The following is an 18,421-nucleotide window of genomic DNA, read 5'->3' on the forward strand; positions in this document are numbered from 1 at the left end:
CCCATAATCCCCCAAACGAACGGGCCAGCAGTGAAAAGGAAGCTGAGCATCTAGGCCCCCAACTTCTCGGATTTTTGCCTTAATACAATCAGTCCGGCACTTTGTTGCTCCAATATTTCAATCAGTTGGGTACTCTGTGCTTTTAGACCACAATGAAGTAGCAATAGAGGAACCGCGACCATTAACCCTAACTCGGTTGTCAGAAGTGCTTGGGAAATGCCGCCAGAGAGAAGTTGGCTGTCGGCACTGCCGTGCTCAGTAATAATCCGGAACGTCTCGATCATCCCACCAACAGTGCCTAACAAACCAAGCAAAGGTGGAATGCTTGCAAATACCGCTAAGCTTCCGACACCAGACTTAAAACTAGGTACTTCTTTAAGTACGGCTTCATCTATAACTGCTTCTAGCTGAGCATTGCAACGATCGAGTGTTGCAGAGATAACACGACCAAGAGCATTATCTTGACTGACCGTAGTCTCTTTCATTTGTGCGTAGATACGACGTTTTTCTTGGCGCAAGGCAAAACTTCTGACAACCGCAATGCCAAAGCCAATAATGCCGACGATAGCGATTAATATGCCTACGATCCCAGCGGGAGCAAGTTTCTCAAGAAGAGTAGGGGACTGAGCGTTTTGCTCCAAAAGTGCACCAAAGCTCGGGTCGACAATCATCTCATTTTTCTGCTGACTGACAATGGGTTGGGGACTCATTACCATCCAGGAACCTTGTGCTGGCAGGTAGGTCAACCAGCTATCTTTCGCCAAGGCGGCTTTAGCATTAAAAGGTCCAAACTGAGTGACATTAGTTGAGTTTGGTTGTCCATCACTCAATATAATTTGTTGGTTACTTGAGATCGCCTTGCCGCTCAAAATCGTCTGTTCAACCATCGCTACCCATAGTTTTTTTATATGAGCGATGTCGACATTAGACTCGTCTAAAGCAACGAATTGAGATTGGTCGAAAACCCAAAGCCCGTGAGGTAATACTCTTTCAAGCATAAGATCCCCATGCTCAACAACATGCTTAAAAACAGTATCTAAAGACTGACGCTGCGATTTGTACTGTGCTCGTTTGCTTTGCAGTGACTGTTGAAGTTGTAGGATTTTTTCTTCGAGTGCAGCATTGGCTTTTTGAGTTTTATCTAATTGACGCTGTGCTTTCTCAAAGTTAGCTTGAGCTTCTTTCAACTCATAAGACTTATTACTGACGTGTTCGTTAGAGAGTTGTTGATCTTGCAATGAGCCACTTTTGACCTGTTCTAGTACCTGATCCAACTCTGCATTTGCAGCGTGAGAGGTTGAGCTAAGGCTTTGTTGACGCGCTCATTAAATCGTCAATTTTGATTTGAGCGTGTCTTCCTTTACCCTTGCCATCTATCTTCGTTCCAGTTCAAAAATCATGCCTAACAAATACAACGAATCCAGACGTCATCACTTCAAAAAGCCTACCTATCGGCAGACCAATTATGCCGAATACAACCAAAGTCTTCGTTATCGTGGGCGCATTGATATCTGGTTATCTGACGACATCATAGAGAACTGGCAAACTGAGCAACGCTCTTACGATGGCACAGGGTCATCACCAAAATACCCAGACAGTACACTCATGGCGTGCCATTATTTGAGACTCGTATTCAAACAACCTCTCCGCCAGACTCAAGGCTTTCTGGATAGTCTCCTCAAGGAAATGGGCCACACCAACCTCTCCTGTCCTGACTTTTCGTGTCTATCAAAGCGTCTCTCTAAGCTTGGATTTAAGACGCCAAAATTCAAAAAAACAGACAAACCCGATGAAGATTTAGCGGCGATAGCCATTGATTCCACTGGCCTTAAAGAATTTGGTAAGGGTGAATGGCACCAGGAAAAACATAAAGTTAACGCAAAGCGCAGTTGGAAAAAAGCGCACTTTGCCGTTGGTGGTGAACATATTATTCATGGCGCGATATTGACGAAGAAAGACACCATGGATTTTCAGGTTATCGAGGAATTAAGTGAGCAAGTTGATGTGGAAGTTGACCATGTTTCAGCAGATAAAATGTACGATACCGATGACGTCTATGATGCCTTAACGAGCAAATTTCCAGAGAGTGACATAGCCATTCCTCCCAAAGAAAATCTGTATGCAGACGATGCTCATAACCCTAAAAGGATGAGCAATTTGGTGGCGTATTCTGCCTTAGGTCCCATGTGCTGGCAAAAGATAAATCAGTATGGGAAACGGAATGTCTCAGAGAATGCGATGCACCGTTATAAAACCATTATAGGCCCCAAATTACACAGCAGAGACTTTGAAAATCAACAACAAGAACTGATGTTAGGCGCATCAATATTAAATCGATTTACCCAGTTTGGTATGCCCGAGAGCTACCGAGTCGCCTAATGACATCAAAAGACAGAGTGGATTGAGTACGGAAACAAAGCCCTGTATTGCTTATCAATTCCCAAAGAATCAATAGTTTAAGCATATTTAGGTTGTTCTAGCTACAGCAATGTTACCCGCTTAGGTATGAATGAAGATCATTCTCTTAATATCCGCAAAGCTTGGCAATCAAGTGGTGTAAATGTTCAATTAGTACGTCGTAAGGAAGGATCTTGGAGCTTAGAAGTTTCTGACTACAAAATTTAGAACATAACAGATAAGGATTTAACATTGGCGACGTAACGCTTAATCCTTATCTGTTATGTGCATTTATTTTAAAGCTTCTTTTGGGGGAAGTTCAAAAGGGGGGTGAGGCGTGAGGTCTGCTACGTTAATATGGTTATCTGCAAACTTTTGGTAATGAATTACCCATTGGGAAGTCAGCTCACCATTTTTGGACACTTCATAACCTTTAAGATCATAACCAAAGTCATAGAAGCCAACATGAAAATGCCAGAGAGAATGCTGCTGAGCAAACTTAACCTTTGCGATAAAATCAGGGTCATTTGTGTCAACATCATCTGAAGCTTTGTTACGGACTTTGTGACCCTGGACAAAATAGTTATCAATTGCAGTAAAACCACCTTGTTCGAAAGTCTGAAAAAACTCAAACATTTTCCCCTTTTCGAACTTACCTAGCTTTTTGACCTTGTCCTTGAGCATTTCTGACGTTTCTAAAATATTTTCAGACATTAATACTCTAGCTCTCCAACCACTTCTCAAAGTCCTCAAATGATTTCATTTTTGGTACTCTTGTGCACTTACTGTGAACAGCTTTTTCCATTTGTTTTAGGTCGTAAGTAAAAGGAATTTCACGAGTTTTACTTTTTTGACTAGTTTGAGATCTCATAAGAACCTCCTGCATAACCTACCTCTACATTCAAGCTAATTGCTTGCATAGCACAAATATACGCCATTACTGTCCAAACCTCAACTGAAGTAGCATTATTCACATAACGCTCGCGGATTTCAGTCGCCAGTGCGACACCCGTTAATTATGCAACCAATCATAACGCTTGTGACACTCAATCGAATGCCCGCATCTGTGCATAGCGTCTAGGATGTGAACTTAAGAAATTGGCGAAAGTTTCCGTATAACTTAGGCGGATTCTGAGTAGTACGATTATCAACCTACACACGACCGAAGTGAGCATGGTCTTACCTTCTTTCATCGGATTAGATTTGGTAGGGAAAACACATATGAACAGCATATGAATAAGTAAAAGGTCTATCCAACAATGGGGCGTGCGACGTGAAGTCGTATGAAGCGCTGTTCACCGCTAAACGAGTGAACCATCTGTATCACCAGATGAACCTAGGAGCCTGAATAAAGTAGCGGCTTTGACAATGTAACGAAGGTTGGTATTTTCCAATCGGGATTGAAATCGTGAGATAACGATCCTCCTGATAACCACAACATCGGGTGAGTGCTAGGTAGTCAGCATGATGAACATAAGTGAATCCGCGTAAGGTGCGTTATGTTGTGAAACAGCGGAAGTGGTTAATACGCTGTAGCCAAAAGGCACGAGAGTCGGAAAGAGATTGCCCCATGCTCTTTCGTGATCATTGAACTCTCCGCACCATAGCGGGCATCTAAACTGACATTGCGTGACATACGGAACACGGTAAGCCTGTATCTCTCCCTACGGGAAAGCCCCTGTGGCCGATAGTGATGCGGGTAGAGGAGGTTGGAAAAAGCAAAGGCTGCATTGTAATGACGCAGATACAGGTTTGTGCCTGATCACGAAAGTGAGCCCACTTCCAACTGGTCTCTCGTTGCGAGAGAGTTTGAAGAACTTTATTAAGGAAGAAAAGCAAATGACGATTTCGAATGAGATTAGTGCATCTTCTGACAGTGCACTGTGGCAATCCATTAACTGGAAGGCCGTAGAGGCGAACGTCTTAAAGCTTCAAATGCGTATCGCAAAGGCAACTAGAGACGGTAAACACGGCAAAGCAAAAGCATTGCAGTGGATACTGACTCACTCTCGCTCAGCAAAACTTCTTGCTGTTAAGCGAGTTTCTCAAAATAAAGGCAGTAAAACGCCTGGAATAGACGGCGTTGTCTGGAATACAGACACGCGTCGTATGAAAGCAGTAAATCAACTGAGTCGGAAAGCTTACCAAGCGAAACCACTCAGGCGTATCTATATCCCCAAAAAGAATGGCAAGCTTCGACCTCTGGGCATCCCATGCATGATAGACAGAGCACAACAAGCGCTACACCTATTATCGCTAGAGCCTATATCAGAAACAACTGCCGACCCGAATAGTTATGGCTTTAGAACAAATCGTAGCACGGCTGACGCTATCGACCAGTGCTTCAAGTGTTTGGCTTTAAAGAAATCGGCTAAATGGGTTCTTGAAGGAGATATTAAAGCTTGCTTCGACAAAATCGGGCATCAATGGCTTATGGATAACATCGCCATCGATAAACGGATGTTGGAGCAATGGCTAAAGTCAGGCTTTGTAGACAAAGGGCTGTTTTACGACACCGACGAAGGCACTCCTCAAGGCGGAATTATATCCCCCACCTTGATGTTGATGACGTTATCGGGTCTCGAACAGCGCATTAAGTCTACCGCGCTTAAGAAAGGAGCAAGAGCTAACTTTATTGGATATGCCGACGATTTCGTCGTCACTTGCGCTTCAAAGGAAGTACTCGAGAACGATATCAAACCGTTGATTGCTGATTTCTTAGCGGAAAGAGGCTTAACATTATCCGAAGAGAAAACGCACATTACTCATATCAACGATGGCTTTGACTTTCTTGGGTTCAACCATAGGAAGTACAAAGGGAAACTGCTCATCAAGCCGAGTAAATCCAATACGTTGATGTTCTTAAGCAATCTGCGTGAACTCATCAAAAAGCACGTAACCCTTCCAGTGAATGATCTTATCAAACTGATAAATCCTAAACTCAGGGGATGGTCGAACTATTATCGGCACTGCGTAGCTAAACAGGTATTCGGATATGTAGGTCACAAGTTATTCCATACGTTATGGCACTGGGCTAAAAGGCGTCATCCAACAAAGTCTAAAACTTGGATTGCCCTAAAATACTTCATCAACCGAAAAGGCCAATGGCAGTTTCACGGTTGGCAGAAGGTCATGGATATGGATTGCCAGTTCAATCTCTTCCAAATAGCCAAAGTGCCAATAGAAAGGCATGTGAAAATCCGAAGTGCAGCGACACCCTTTGACCCTCTTTACCAAGAATACTTGGTAAAGAGAAAATCTAAAAGGCTAGCTCGTAACTCTTGGAACGAACCTGCTTCGACTGCTTTATAAGTTGTTGGGTATCAAACGATGCCTTCGTGGAGGCTTGAGCCTAGTGCAGTGAAAGTTGCACGCTGGGTTCTTAGGGAGACGGCACTTGGTAACAAGTGTCGTCCACCCGACATTTATCAGTCAGAGTAATCATTCTAATAATTGTGATCACAAATGTTTTTGTAAGCTCTATTCACAAATCAACCCTTAAGCTCTTCGCAGAAAACCAAGACGGTTACCTTGTCACTTTTAGTAACATGAGTCGCTGCGCGACGAATACCAGAACGCGCTCACGCAGTGAGTAAGATAAGGACAGCTCTCTCTAGAGAATATTTAGTGGATAGATAATATAAACGGTACGAATATTGCTTTCCCCCTTGCTAGAATGCGCGAGCGAAGCGAGTAAGAGATGCGTTGTTGGTTGATTTATTGATTAGTTTTTGTGGTGGTTCCACTAGACTTTACGTATATGCTCAGGTGGTTCCTGTCGAATGACAAAAGAAAGATCCAGCGTAGCCAGCGATGATGTTGTTTCCTTTAGTGAGTTTGACCTAATGCTGGCTGTAGGTACCTTGGAGCGAAGCGACGGTTTTTAAAGGATCGATTAAGTAAGACATCGGGATGAGACTGACGCGCTATCGCTTGTCGGCTTCACACTGGCTCTACATACAAGTATGTATGTAGTGGCATAGTTAATTTGGCCACCTGATTAAGAGGTGATGTATGATCATCTCGATACTAAAACAGGTGACATTATGACTAAGCGTGAAAGACGCACTTTTAACCCAGAATTTAAACTTGAATGCGCTCAGCTAGTGCTTGACCAGGGACGTTCCTATAAAGAAACCTGCGAAGCAATGGGGATTGGAAAAACTACGTTAGAAAGCTGGGTAAGGCAACTCAAAGCTGAAAGAGCTGGTAAGACACCAAATTCATCACCACTCACTCCAGAGCAAAGAGAAATTCGTGACCTTAAAAAGAAAATCAAACGCATTGAAGAAGAAAAGGAAATTCTAAAAAAGGCTACGGCTCTCTTGATGTCAGACTCCCTGAACGGTTCTCGATGATCGAGAAACTCAAGAAGAGTTATGCTGTGAAACGGCTTTACGAAGTGTTCGGGGTTCATCGCAGTAGTTATCGTTATTGGGCAAATAGAGATAAATCTCTGTCGTCAGAGCATGTGCTTGTTCGTGCCGAAGTTCGCCGATCTTATGAGCTGAGCAATGGTTCCGCTGGAGCGAGAACCATTGCTGACATAGTCACAGCAAGAGGTATTCGACTTAGCCGTTACCGAGCAAGTAAGTTCATGAAAGAACTAGACTTAGTCAGTTGCCAGCTAGCAAAACATACGTACAAAAAAACACAGCAGGAACATGTTCATATACCTAACCGGTTAAATCGTCAGTTCGCGGTGACTGAGCCGAATCAAGTCTGGTGTGGCGATGTGACTTATATCTGGACGGGGGAGAGATGGTCTTATCTAGCCGTTGTTATAGACTTGTTCGCACGAAAAGTCATCGGTTGGGCAATGTCTAACTCACCAGATAGTGTATTGACTGGCAAGGCGCTGACCATGGCCAATGAGAGCCGCGGAAGGCCGTCTGGTGTAATGTTCCACTCGGATCAAGGTTGCCACTATACGAGTAAAAAATATCGTCAGTTGCTATGGAGATATCGAATCACTCAAAGTATGAGTCGTCGAGGGAACTGTTGGGATAATAGTCCTATGGAGCGAGTGTTCAGAAGTTTAAAAACGGAATGGGTACCAAAGAATGGCTATAGAAGTTTTACAGAGGCACAGAAAGCAATAACGGATTATTTGGTTGGTTATTACAACCAGCATCGTCCACATCAATACAATGGTGGATTAACACCAAATGAGTCGGAACGACAGTTTTGGTTCCCTTATAAAACTGTGGCCAGTTTTACTTGACCACTATAGGGGGATCAGGCTTAGACTCTGGTAAACACGAAGAATACTGGTGGATATTTAACCAAAAATAGGCTACAGACGTGCAAAATCCTCCGCCGTTAAGCGGATACTTCTCTATAGCTAGTGTGGGGAAGGGGAATAGTGAGGCGTTGCTGTGAACAGGTTAGCCACGTTCTTAGCAAAATCATTACAGCGCGTCGCGTTGTAGATCTCCTGAATACCAGAAGCAATGGTACGAAAGTTTAGCCAGTCAAAACGCAAGCCTTTCTTTTCCATACGCTTGCGAGAAGCGATGATCAACTCACAGATATTAGGATAGCGAACCACTTTAATGTCTCTAAAGAAAGCTTCGGTAAATTGCTTGTAAGCCGCCGCGCTGCGCACCTTACCTTCGGCATCATCGACGCACACATTAATGCGCTCGCTGTACAAGTAAGTCGCCCGTTGCAAGTATCGAATCACCTTAGCGAACGACTTCGGTGAAATATACTCGCCCCAACGCAACGCGTAGTCTTCCTGAAGTTGGTCATAGCTGATGGTTTTCAAACCGGCTTCGGTCGGCACACCGATACGGCCACCAATCAAATCCGTGTTAGGTAAGATACAAGCTAAGACTTTGGCAATCAGCGTTCGGCACTGGATGTTATTAATCGCCGCGCCGCCCCAAGCGAACAGCGCAGGAAAGCGTTGGGGATTATGGATAAACTCTTGGCAGGCTTTCAAGATAAAAGCGTACTCGTGGGGAAGATTGACCACCTCGCCACTACGAAGCAAACGTCGAGCCTTAAAGCCGATCGCGTAATCGTCCTGGTCAAGCTCTGTCTCAGATTGAGCGGGCTTAGGATTGAGCACTTTGTGGTGCATATCGATGAGTTCACGCTTACGCGTTTTACGCATCAAGCGATACGCTTTGTCGTATTGGGATTTAGCTAACGCTGGCGCAAGGTTATCTGCAAACATGAGACTCGCCCTCTAAGCCATAACCTAGACAAATCAGGATCTGAGGATCTGATGTCAATGCGGTTATTACTGAGGTCTGGAGTCTGAGGGTTGCTTGCCATAGGCAAGACACAATGGTCTGATTCATATTTTGATTCCACAAGATTTTAGGGTTGTTTGATTTCTCAGGTCAAACAATGAGCCTTTAATTTACACAAGATCGTCAGAAAGATCAAATACTTAAATTTCAGGCACAAAAAAGCCGTTCACTTGTGGGAGAACGGCTGCTTTGCGAATGCTATATAGTTAGATTGAGGGTCCAACACACTCTCAATTCTTAAAAAATACACTACATAGAAAACTATGTAGTAGCGTGCTATGTAATGCACTTTTCACTTTAAGAATCTGCGTTTATTATAGCGCACTTACTTTATGGGGCTCAAGCCTTAAATCACATTTTCACAAAATCGTTTAACATAATGAATATTATCTGTAATCATATCAATAACTTACATGCAGTCATTATAATCTGTGATACGTAATCACATATTATACTTTATTTATATCAATTTCATAGCCTTTATATTTCCCCAACCGCTCCATTTTTAACCACCCCTGCAAAAAACCACTCAATATCTCCTTACTTTTCAATATCTTAAACTGGATCGCATTATGTATAATATGTTAAATTGACAAAATTAGGCTGGCTTTTGCGCGTTAGGGGACGACTCTAGCTACAACCGCTCGAAAGTCAGCCTCTTCTATTTCCACACCCTAGATTTCCCTTCTGAAAGTTAATTACAGAAATTTACCAAATGTTAAGGGCTTGTAACTCATTTTGGTTTCACCTGGTTTTTTGATCCTAATGCTCAAAATGATCAGTTTTCTCTATATTAGTGATACTGACGCCGCTTCGCTCTGTCGGCTTCATACTGACTCTACATGCAAGCATATAGCAGCCAGCATGAACCATATGTAAACAAGGACTCATTAAACTATTCATGAAGGCGTTTGTTGTGTTGAATACTGGTAAACTTTTGGCAAAACTTACCAACGGTTAAGCGAAAGCTTACCACCACTATATCTAGTGGCTTTTGCACGAACTGGTTACACCACATCTTGTGCTTTATCCGTTTTCCCTTAAAGCCCCAACGAACAAAGCCTAGCACTCTGAATTAAGCTTATTCCACTGCTAACGTGTGTGCATATTCATTGATTAATAAGTATTTACACACATAGCACCTTATCTATTTCCCTTTTTGGGAAATTAAATGTTGACTACCTATTGCTTGTTTCCCATAATGGGAAATAAAGACGAGACAAATATGCGAATTTTATCAAGAGCAACTTTACGAGAGTTTTGGGAGCAGCCTAATTACGCTGATTCTGAACAGCCACTTATGGCATGGTTTGACGAAGCCAAGCACGCAAATTGGCAAACGCCCCAAGACATAAAGGCACTGTACCGAAACGCGTCTTTCGTTGGCAATAATCGCGTTGTGTTCAACATTCACGGTAACAAATATCGACTAATCACCGCGATTAATTACAAATTTTCGATGGTATATATTCGCTTTATTGGCACACATGCAGACTATGACAAAGTTGATGCGAAAACCGTTTAGAAGAGGCAGATATGCAAATTAAACCAATCAAAACAGCAGATGATAACCGCGCTGCTTTAGCGCGTATCGAGCAGCTTTGGGATGCTGAACCAAGCACACCAGAGGGTGATGAGTTAGAAGTGCTTGCCACTCTAATTGAGGCGTTTGAAGAAGCTAATTATCCAATTGCACCTCCTGACCCAATCGAAGCAATCAAGTTCCGTATGGAGCAGCAAGGCTTAGAGGATAAAGATCTTGTACCTTTCCTTGGTCAGCGCAGTCGTGTTACGGAGATTCTGAGCCGTCAAAGACGTTTATCTATATCAATGATTCGCAAGCTACACGATGGGCTTAGAATCCCATTGGATAGTCTTGTGAAAGAATATCAACTGATTAAGTAAAGAGGGAAAATAACCCTTTAACTCAAATATAAAAAAGGAATAGAAATGAAAAATTTAACACTAGCAATCATTGCCAGTTTTGGACTCCTAAGCAATGCATCAATGGCAAATGAAATACCTAAATCTGACGTTACAAATTACGAAATAGTAATGCAAAACGTAAAAAAATGTGTCCTAGCTGTGAGTTGGCTCTTAGCTCTATGTTGGAGGCTATGAATAAACAATGCAACTTTCCTCTTACTGAGGAAAATGTGACATTTGTTGCGAGTTCTCACCCTGTTTATGCCTTTACTCTAGCGGCTAATACCATGCTTTCGGGTAACGAAAACGATAAACAATCTTTCAACAAAGCGTTAGTTGATAACGTTAATTGTTGGGACGCGCAAGTTTGGATCGAGTCAATTAAAGACGCAATGTCCGATTCTAAGCACTTTCAATCGATTCTAACTAGCGCAGATAACTCGTAACGAGGGAAAAATCACATGTTCGATTTTACAGAATATATGGATACTTGGCCTAAAGCCTTAGCAAGATTAATGTTTTTGTTTGTTGGCGGCCATCTTGTATCAGTTTTGTTAGGGGCTGACTTTCTATCTATCGGCTCTTTGATATTTAGCTTGGTTGTTCCTGTTGTCGTTTCAGTGATTGGATACCGACAAAAACGAAACCAAAGACTTAATTAGAGGGAAATCTGAGGATACAACCGTTACGATGAGATTCTGAGGTTTAACAAATTTCTTTTTGCTTGTTTCACTTAATAACCCTGTCCAACAGAGCAAGGCAACTATAGCGGATTTGTTGGATTAAATAATCGCTTTATGAAAAAAAGTTATAAACATCATTCATTAATTTAATTAAGCCGTTAATAATCATGGCTTTAAAGGTTATAAAACCAAACTACTTTATTTTTTATCAAACTCTTACATTAAATAAGCCGTTTTACTCATTATGTTGTCGTTGTGGTTATTCCTGGTCATGGTGTTTTTGGTTGGCGTTCTCCCTTACAGCAAGCTGCTTCGGTCGGTTCATTCCGTCGCTTTGCTCCTCCCGCGATAACGCATGACACGGATATCGAGCAAAGCTCGATGTGCCATTGCGTTCCTACGAACAATCACCCAACGCCTCCGCACTTCGTGCTGCGCCTCGTTCCTCGTTGCTATTTCGCCTCTTGTCGTGTTGAGGGCGTAATCGATTTTGTGATGCTTTCCTCTGGTTGTCTTTTGTCTTGAGCTCACTTGCTCAATCGCGCTGATTTCTAAATCTCTCAACTTTCGCCCTCTTTGCAAGGGAGGCTTCGCCGCTACGCGCCCTTGTCAAAGCGGTCTTTCAAGTCGAGTCGATGAAATCAGGCAATAAGCGAAGTGATACTCAACTAAACAAAAGGAACATAACTATGAACGCCATCACTCAAATCTCAACGCCCTCTAACCGTCAAGCCGCGACCAACGTATCGACGTTGGACTCTCAGGCAACTGCACAAAATGATATCTCTATTGTCATGCTGCCTGTCAGTCAATTAGTGGTGTCTGATTTAAACGTACGTAAAAGCAAAGCAAGTAAAGCGGATGATGAATCACTGCAAGCGTCCATTTTGGCGCATGGCATCATCCAGAACCTTGAAGGTAAGGAATCTGAATGATTCCTTACCTGAACGATCGCGGCATAACTCTCGTCAGAATGAGTCGCTGACTGATCTAACTTCTGCTCTACAATCTAAACACGGGTGTTTGTTGAACACTTTCATGCTGTTTTCGGGATTTTAGATACACTCATCCTGCGAAATGCCTAAATTGACCTGATTTGGGCTTGAACCAGAGCATGGTGGACCAGCTCTGACAGCGGCTCCCCAGCCCTAAAGCGAAGAAACGTTAAACGGTGCCCACAAAGAATGCACTCAAACGGATCAACCTTCACATACCCTTTCAACATGGCGGCGTAGCCGGGCATTTCAGGGGCGTCTTTAGGGGCGATGCCTAAGGCATCGTAGACCTTAGGGAGCATCTCACCACGACGTCGGTTTGATAGAAAACCGAAGTATCGAATCATTTTGAAGTGCTTATCTGGAATATGCTCAATCATGCGCTCTATCAGAGCTTCTGGACTCAAAATGAGGGATTCCGTCTGACCATTTCTATGGTTGAGGTAATCAAACGTTACCAAGCCTCCCTGGAAGTTATGTCGTAAACGCGACGCCGATATGGGTGGGCGTTTTAGGTATCGTCCGAGGTAAGTCATGGTGGGCGTCACGTTGGCCGTTTTCTTTGCAAAGTGCAGCTTCCATCGACGGCAATATTGGCTGGTTAAAAATCGGGACCAATCTTGCTCATTACGAATATAAGGGCAACCCTATCCACTCAATTCTAATTCTGAGTAATTGGAGCTGAGAAGCTGAATGATGGCGGTGCGCCAACACTTCTCAGTGGTCTTAGCTTTAAAGAAAATGGGCTTCCACAGGCCAGTCCTCTTACATAAGCCTCCACGCGTGACAGACAAATGGATGTGCACATTCCAATTCAGCTTTCTCCCGTAGGTGTGAAGTGCACAGAACACCCCGATATCGATACCCAGTTGCTCTGCCCATCCTAAGAAGATTTTGGCTGCACAGCTAAAGAGATGATTGAGAAGAAAACGACTATCCCGAAAGATAGGCCACAGCGTGTGAGGAAGCGTCAACGTAACGTGTTGATACTCACACTCAGGAAAGACATGTTGTTGCTTTCGTATCCACCGCTCTGTGGCTTTTATGCCACAACTGCTGCAAAAGCGAGATTTACACGTCTGGTGAATATATTTGTGATGGGTGCAGTCAGCATGACTGCATCGATACTCTTTAGAGCCAAAAGCAGCGGTACTGCAAGCGAGCATCTTGGTGACGTTTTCAATGACGACGGTTCGGAGGGTTTCTCGGTACTTATTGAGGTAGTTCAGCCAAGTATCGTTGGCATTGAAGAGTTGTTTGATGGGCTTATTCGGATGCATGACCTATAGGATAAACGATCCATGTAAAGCACCCTAGTAGGTTGAGTCTCTTTGTTTTCGGCCGTAGGCCGCTCAGGCGACACCGTCGCCGGTTCTTTCTAGGATAGATACAACAGGAAAAGTGTTCGGAGATTGGCTAATCAATTTATGAGCAACTAAACCTTTTAATGTGGCTTTGGTAGCGCTCGCCAATAAGCTAGCAAGAATAGCTTGGGCGGTGTTGTACCACCGTCAGGCTTTTAAGGCTGCATAGCCATAACCAAGTTTGCAATGTCAATGAACGTGATGACAAAAACGGTCAATCGGCCAGATTAGTAACCTGATTCAAAAAATAGCATTCCATGCTTTCAAACTTTTAAGGATAATCTGGCGCGGATATCATCGTGGAGCGGGGAAGTTAATGTTCCCAACGTGGACTCCGAATACATTAGCGCAAACCAACTCCGTCATGACTAAATTGTAGTTGCAATCGATGCTCGATATTGGGTTCGAGTTGGGCGTTACCGCAAGCGGTCGGGCTTTTCGTTGCTTCGCTCCTCGCGCCGATAACTTAACTCAATACGAGCTGGCTAATACCAGTGTAGTGGCATAGTGAATTTGGCCACCTGATTAAGAGGTGATGTATGATCATCTCGATACTAAAACAGGTGACATTATGACTAAGCGTGAAAGACGCATTTTTAACCCAGAATTTAAGCTTGAATGCGCTCAGTTGGTGCTTGACCAGGGGCGGACTTATAAAGAAACCTGCGAAGCAATGGGCATTGGAAGAACCACGCTAGAAAGCTGGGTAAGACAACTCAAAGCTGAAAGGGCTGGTAAAGCACCAAGCACATCACCATTAACTCCTGAGCAAAGAGAAATCCGCGATCTTAAAAAGAAAATCAAGCGTATTGAAGAAGAAAAGGAAATTCTAAAAAAGGCTACGGCTCTCTTGATGTCAGACTCCCTGAACGGTTCTCGATAATCGAGAAACTCAAGAAGAGTTATGCTGTGAAGCGGCTTTGTGAAGTGTTCGGGGTTCATCGCAGTAGCTATCGTTATTGGGCAAATAGAGATAAATCTCTGTCGTCAGAGCGTGTGCTTGTTCGTGCCGAAGTTCATGAAAGAACTAGACTTAGTCAGTTACCAACTACCGAAACATGCGTACAAAAAAAACACAACAGGAGCATATTCATATACCCAATCGATTAAATCGTCAGTTCGCGGTAACTGAACCGAATCAAGTCTGGTGCGGCGATGTGACCTACATCTGGACGGGACAGAGATGGTCTTATCTTGCGATTGTTATTGACTTGTTCGCACGAAAAGTCATCGGTTGGGCGATGTCTAACTCGCCAGATAGCGCATTGACAGGCAAGGCGTTGACTATGGCCTATGAGAGCCGAGGAAAGCCGTCTGGTGTCATGTTCCACTCGGACCAAGGTTGCCACTATACGAGCAAGAAGTATCGTCAGTTACTATGGCGATATCGAATCGCTCAGAGTATGAGTCGTCGTGGAAACTGTTGGGATAACAGTCCGATGGAGCGAGTGTTCAGAAGCTTGAAGACGGAATGGGTACCAAAGAATGGCTATAGAAGCCTTACAGAGGCGTACCAGGCAGTAACGGATTATCTGGTTGGCTATTACAACCAGCATCGTCCCCATCAATATAATGGAGGATTAACACCAAATGAATCAGAACGACAGTTCTGGTTTCCTTATAAAACCGTGGCCAGTTTTACTTGACCACTACATCTGCTTAGTTGGCCAGTTTTACGCAGTCGGCTTCATCCAGGACGTAGTGCGTAAACTCATTTAGGTCAATGTGCTCTTTGATCACAGTGAACGCTGGCGTATCAAAATCATACTCAGCACCAAGAGCTAAGCCGTCCAGTACATGATGCAAATAAACGGTTTGGTAAACATGATCTTTGTTGACCGGAGCCAGCTCTCGCAACGTGCTTTTATCGTGAGTAACAACCAAGGATGCGCCGTGGCAAAGCGCGACCGGGCCGAATTTTACGGCATAGAAGCCGAGTTTTACTTTTTTCATGAGTGCGTTGATAGGTTGAATTATTTTCGGAAGGGGAAGAATAGCGCACTCAGGATGGTCAGGATATCAATGAATTAATAGCGCCCTTGCTCGATGCGTAGCATCGCTACCTTGTTACCGCTTGAGAAATAACAGATGAAGTTGATTATTCTTTTACGCAACAAAGCCAGGTAAGGAAACTCAAAGTTTCCTTACCTTTGAATGAGCGAGCTAAATCGAAGATAATTCAATTGGTTGTAATTGAATTGCTATGTTAATGCACTTGTTTACAAACGAAACGTGAGCGGCGATTGGATTCTACATCAATATCAGATGCCTGAACTGTCTGATATTTGCTCGCACAAAGGAAAGGATATTTGCGATGAAGATTATTTGGGCAGTTACAAGGGAGAGTGATTTTTAGAGAACGGAATTTCATTCTCTCTTTCCGGCGGTTCTTCGATTCAGACGACGAGCAATGGGAATATTTTGGAGTATACCAACCAACAATAGGCTCTAAGAGCCTATCTCAGTAGGTGTTGTCTGAGTTAAATCAACACCTATTGAAAATATTGTAAATTAGTTCAACGCCGCCTATTCTGATCCAAAACTACACTAAAACTAGTTTCAACACGACCGTTTATAGTGTGTTTTCTGGAAGGGTGGTAAATATTGTCCACTCCCTTTTAATTTCACCTTTGTAGCCTACAACGGAAGCCGTTACACGACGGTTAAGTGCGTGGCTCACTTCGTCTGTTCCTTGTTGGGCAAGGTGAGTATCGCCATAGCCAACAATTCGAACACGATCTGGTTTGATACCGTAACTTAATAACGCAGAGCGCACTTTATTTGCTCGACGTTTTGATAGGTCTAAGTTATGAGAAGCGCCGCCTACCTTACTCGCATAGCCATGTAGCTCGATAGAGGTTGTCGGGTATTCTTTGAGAAACTCAGACAATTGGCGAATTTGGCGATGGAATACAGGGTTAATTTCATCAGAGTCGTTGGCGAACAATACACGGACTTGCATTTGTTCTGACGACTTTATGTACTCACCGCAACCATCATTGTCGATCTCTGACGTTGCCGGTGTATCAGGGCAAAGGTCCCTTGCGTTAATCACGCCATCATCATCGTCATCTTGTAAGTCTGCAATTTGCTGAGCATTTGGTGTTTGCATGTATTCATACTCGTCTTCCGCAAATGCTTGGTTTGCTGCAACGATAAGACCCAACGAGAAAAGAATTTTTACTGCTTGCATAATTAGTACTCCACCTTCTGATTCCACTCTGTTGGAACATCAACGCGAAGCGCATTCAATAGTTGACCAGTCGCATTCATGACGCGATATTTGGCGTATTGTTCTGCGTACTTCGCATCCAAGTAGTCTTTGCGAGCTTCAAACAATTCGTTTTCTGTGTTCAATAAGTCAAGTAGAGTACGTTGACCAATACGGTATTGTTTTTCGTACGCAATAACTGTCTCAGAAGCTGAATCTACGTGTTCGGACAAAAATTGCTTCTGTTGTTGTGTCAGATCCAGTGCGCTCCAAGATAGGCGTAAACCTTCTTCTACATTTCGATATGCGCGTTCGCGTAAGTCTTTTGCTTTGTTCAACTGGTAGGCGAAACTTTCGGCATTTGCAGAGTCACTGCCACCATTGTATAAGTTGTAACGCATACGCAGCATCGCTGTTGTTTCATCTCTGTTTCCTTCGATACCAGATGCGTCATCACGCCATGTTTGCGAAACTTCTATAGAAACAGCTGGGTAGTAGTTACCTTTAGACTGTTTGTACTGGAACCTAGCCGAATCAACATCCGCTTTTGAAATCTTAATCACTGGGTGAGAGTTAAATGCCAAATCAATCGCATCATCTAATGTGTAAGGAATGAAGTTTTGATCTGCTCGAGGGAAGATAAGCCTTTGCGGATCCTTACCGACAAGGCGAGAGAAGATCGTGTGCGTATCAAACAAGTTGTTCTGAGCAGCTACCAAGTTACCATGTGCTTTAGCTAAGCGAGCTTCTACTTGCGTTAAGTCTGCTGTTGAACCAATGCCTGAATCTACTCGTTTCTTGATATCTTGATAGATTTTCTTATGCACTCTCAGGTTATTTTCAGAAAGTGTCAGTACTTTATAGGCTTTAACGGCATCCAGGTAGATTTTGACGACCTCTAATGCTTTATCTTGAGCGTCTGCTAATAATTGGTAACGAACGGATTCAGCATCCGCAGCAGTACGGTCAATGTCGTTAAGCGTCGCTGAACCATCCCAAATAAGCTGAGTTAGCATAATTGTCGCTTCTTTTCGCGTTAAATCGGTAGACTTACGATTGCTCTCTGCTGGGTTTGTCCCTTCATATCCGACGCCTGCATCTAGATCGACAGAAGGAAGATAAGCACCGCTCGAGGCTTCATTCACATACCGCTTACTTACGAATTCATTAAATGCACTTTTGATGTCTGGGTTGCTAATAAGTGCATTTTCAACCGCTTGCTCAAGTGTTTGTCCAAAAGTTGGGCTGACGGCAAACACACCAAAGCATATGGCGTTGAATCGAGTCCTCTTCACTCTGCTTCTCCTAGGTTTAGTCATTTCTGAAGGTGAGGCTTTGTTCTTATAAACAGGGGCTACTCCATCTGCGTCAATAATATAACGCTCAATGTTGTTAAATGCAATTAGTTGCCATTGTTGTGTATTTGGTTTTACAGTTTATGAGCTGTAGTTCCAATTCTTTTCTGGCTAAAGTCGTATTATTAAAGTCTTAAACAGAATTAATGCACGTATCTTTGCGGTCGAATCTACGACAATAACCAGTAAATAATATACTCTTTTATTAGTAAAATGTGATTAAGAAG

15 protein-coding genes and 3 pseudogenes are annotated in these 18,421 nt (G+C 43.3%); 11 read left to right on the top strand and 7 right to left on the bottom strand.

What is annotated here, in order from left to right; genetic code table 11:
- Positions 1-50 precede the first annotated feature (50 nt).
- Positions 51-1,238: a MotA/TolQ/ExbB proton channel family protein gene (locus M4S28_RS26340; RefSeq protein WP_249633803.1), complete on the bottom strand. Its 1,188-nt coding sequence runs from the start codon at positions 1,236-1,238 to the stop codon at positions 51-53.
- Positions 1,239-1,350: 112 nt separating this feature from the next.
- On the opposite strand from M4S28_RS26340, the gene M4S28_RS26345 reads away from it, so the two are divergent.
- Positions 1,351-2,379 carry an IS5 family transposase gene (locus M4S28_RS26345; RefSeq protein ID WP_249633804.1) on the top strand — a complete coding sequence of 343 codons (1,029 nt, stop codon included), beginning with the start codon at positions 1,351-1,353 and terminating at the stop codon, positions 2,377-2,379.
- A gap of 309 nt (positions 2,380-2,688) precedes the next feature.
- On the opposite strand, the gene M4S28_RS26350 is transcribed toward M4S28_RS26345, so the two are convergent.
- A complete protein-coding gene (locus M4S28_RS26350) occupies positions 2,689-3,111 on the bottom strand; it encodes a hypothetical protein (protein WP_139686297.1) in 423 nt (140 codons plus the stop codon).
- A gap of 1,125 nt (positions 3,112-4,236) precedes the next feature.
- On the opposite strand from M4S28_RS26350, the gene ltrA reads away from it, so the two are divergent.
- Positions 4,237-5,709 (top strand): group II intron reverse transcriptase/maturase, encoded by a 1,473-nt coding sequence (ltrA, locus tag M4S28_RS26355; RefSeq protein WP_249633885.1) that lies wholly within the window; start codon positions 4,237-4,239, stop codon positions 5,707-5,709.
- A 734-nt stretch (positions 5,710-6,443) separates the two neighbouring features.
- Positions 6,444-7,621, top strand: a protein-coding gene (locus M4S28_RS26360; RefSeq protein WP_249633805.1) for an IS3 family transposase whose coding sequence is annotated in 2 segments (ribosomal slippage) — positions 6,444-6,702 and positions 6,702-7,621 — 1,179 coding nt in all. Because the reading frame shifts where the segments join, the coding sequence is not laid out codon by codon here.
- A 120-nt stretch (positions 7,622-7,741) separates the two neighbouring features.
- On the opposite strand, the gene M4S28_RS26365 is transcribed toward M4S28_RS26360, so the two are convergent.
- Positions 7,742-8,581: a hypothetical protein gene (locus M4S28_RS26365; RefSeq protein WP_249633806.1), complete on the bottom strand. Its 840-nt coding sequence runs from the start codon at positions 8,579-8,581 to the stop codon at positions 7,742-7,744.
- Positions 8,582-9,885: 1,304 nt separating this feature from the next.
- On the opposite strand from M4S28_RS26365, the gene M4S28_RS26370 reads away from it, so the two are divergent.
- From M4S28_RS26370 to M4S28_RS26395, 6 genes are all read left to right on the top strand, one after another.
- Complete coding sequence (locus M4S28_RS26370; RefSeq protein ID WP_249633807.1) at positions 9,886-10,185, top strand: type II toxin-antitoxin system HigB family toxin; 300 nt, start codon at positions 9,886-9,888, stop codon at positions 10,183-10,185.
- An 11-nt stretch (positions 10,186-10,196) separates the two neighbouring features.
- Complete coding sequence (locus M4S28_RS26375; protein ID WP_249633808.1) at positions 10,197-10,565, top strand: helix-turn-helix domain-containing protein; 369 nt, start codon at positions 10,197-10,199, stop codon at positions 10,563-10,565.
- A gap of 212 nt (positions 10,566-10,777) precedes the next feature.
- Positions 10,778-11,032, top strand: coding sequence for a hypothetical protein (locus M4S28_RS26380; RefSeq protein ID WP_249633809.1), 255 nt, complete (start codon positions 10,778-10,780; stop codon positions 11,030-11,032).
- Between the two features lie 15 nt (positions 11,033-11,047).
- Positions 11,048-11,248, top strand: coding sequence for a hypothetical protein (locus tag M4S28_RS26385; RefSeq protein ID WP_249633810.1), 201 nt, complete (start codon positions 11,048-11,050; stop codon positions 11,246-11,248).
- Positions 11,249-11,524: 276 nt separating this feature from the next.
- Positions 11,525-11,794, top strand: a complete 270-nt coding sequence (locus tag M4S28_RS26390; RefSeq protein WP_249633811.1) for a hypothetical protein — start codon at positions 11,525-11,527, stop codon at positions 11,792-11,794.
- 164 nt (positions 11,795-11,958) lie between these two features.
- The gene (locus M4S28_RS26395) at positions 11,959-12,204 is read left to right on the top strand and encodes a hypothetical protein (protein WP_249633812.1); all 246 of its coding nucleotides are present in this window, start codon (positions 11,959-11,961) and stop codon (positions 12,202-12,204) included.
- Positions 12,205-12,350: 146 nt separating this feature from the next.
- Here the strand turns inward: M4S28_RS26395 and M4S28_RS26400 are convergent.
- A pseudogene (locus M4S28_RS26400) lies at positions 12,351-13,544 on the bottom strand (IS91 family transposase).
- 91 nt (positions 13,545-13,635) lie between these two features.
- Between M4S28_RS26400 and M4S28_RS26405 the strand changes: the two are divergent.
- Together M4S28_RS26405 and M4S28_RS26410 are read left to right on the top strand one after the other, a co-directional pair.
- Positions 13,636-13,797 (top strand): annotated as a pseudogene (locus M4S28_RS26405) (IS110-like element ISSpi6 family transposase); the annotation flags it as partial.
- 402 nt (positions 13,798-14,199) lie between these two features.
- A pseudogene (locus M4S28_RS26410) lies at positions 14,200-15,271 on the top strand (transposase); the annotation flags it as partial.
- Positions 15,272-15,287: 16 nt separating this feature from the next.
- Here M4S28_RS26410 and M4S28_RS26415 read toward each other — a convergent pair.
- From M4S28_RS26415 to M4S28_RS26425, 3 genes are all read right to left on the bottom strand, one after another.
- Positions 15,288-15,581 carry a hypothetical protein gene (locus tag M4S28_RS26415; protein WP_249633813.1) on the bottom strand — a complete coding sequence of 98 codons (294 nt, stop codon included), beginning with the start codon at positions 15,579-15,581 and terminating at the stop codon, positions 15,288-15,290.
- A 619-nt stretch (positions 15,582-16,200) separates the two neighbouring features.
- Positions 16,201-16,821: an OmpA family protein gene (locus tag M4S28_RS26420; RefSeq protein WP_017191298.1), complete on the bottom strand. Its 621-nt coding sequence runs from the start codon at positions 16,819-16,821 to the stop codon at positions 16,201-16,203.
- A 2-nt stretch (positions 16,822-16,823) separates the two neighbouring features.
- The gene (locus M4S28_RS26425; RefSeq protein WP_249633814.1) at positions 16,824-18,134 is read right to left on the bottom strand and encodes a TolC family outer membrane protein; all 1,311 of its coding nucleotides are present in this window, start codon (positions 18,132-18,134) and stop codon (positions 16,824-16,826) included.
- Positions 18,135-18,421: the final 287 nt, after the last annotated feature.

It is taken from the genome of Vibrio sp. J383 (assembly GCF_023503985.1).
In the GTDB taxonomy this organism is placed as follows: domain Bacteria; phylum Pseudomonadota; class Gammaproteobacteria; order Enterobacterales; family Vibrionaceae; genus Vibrio; species Vibrio splendidus.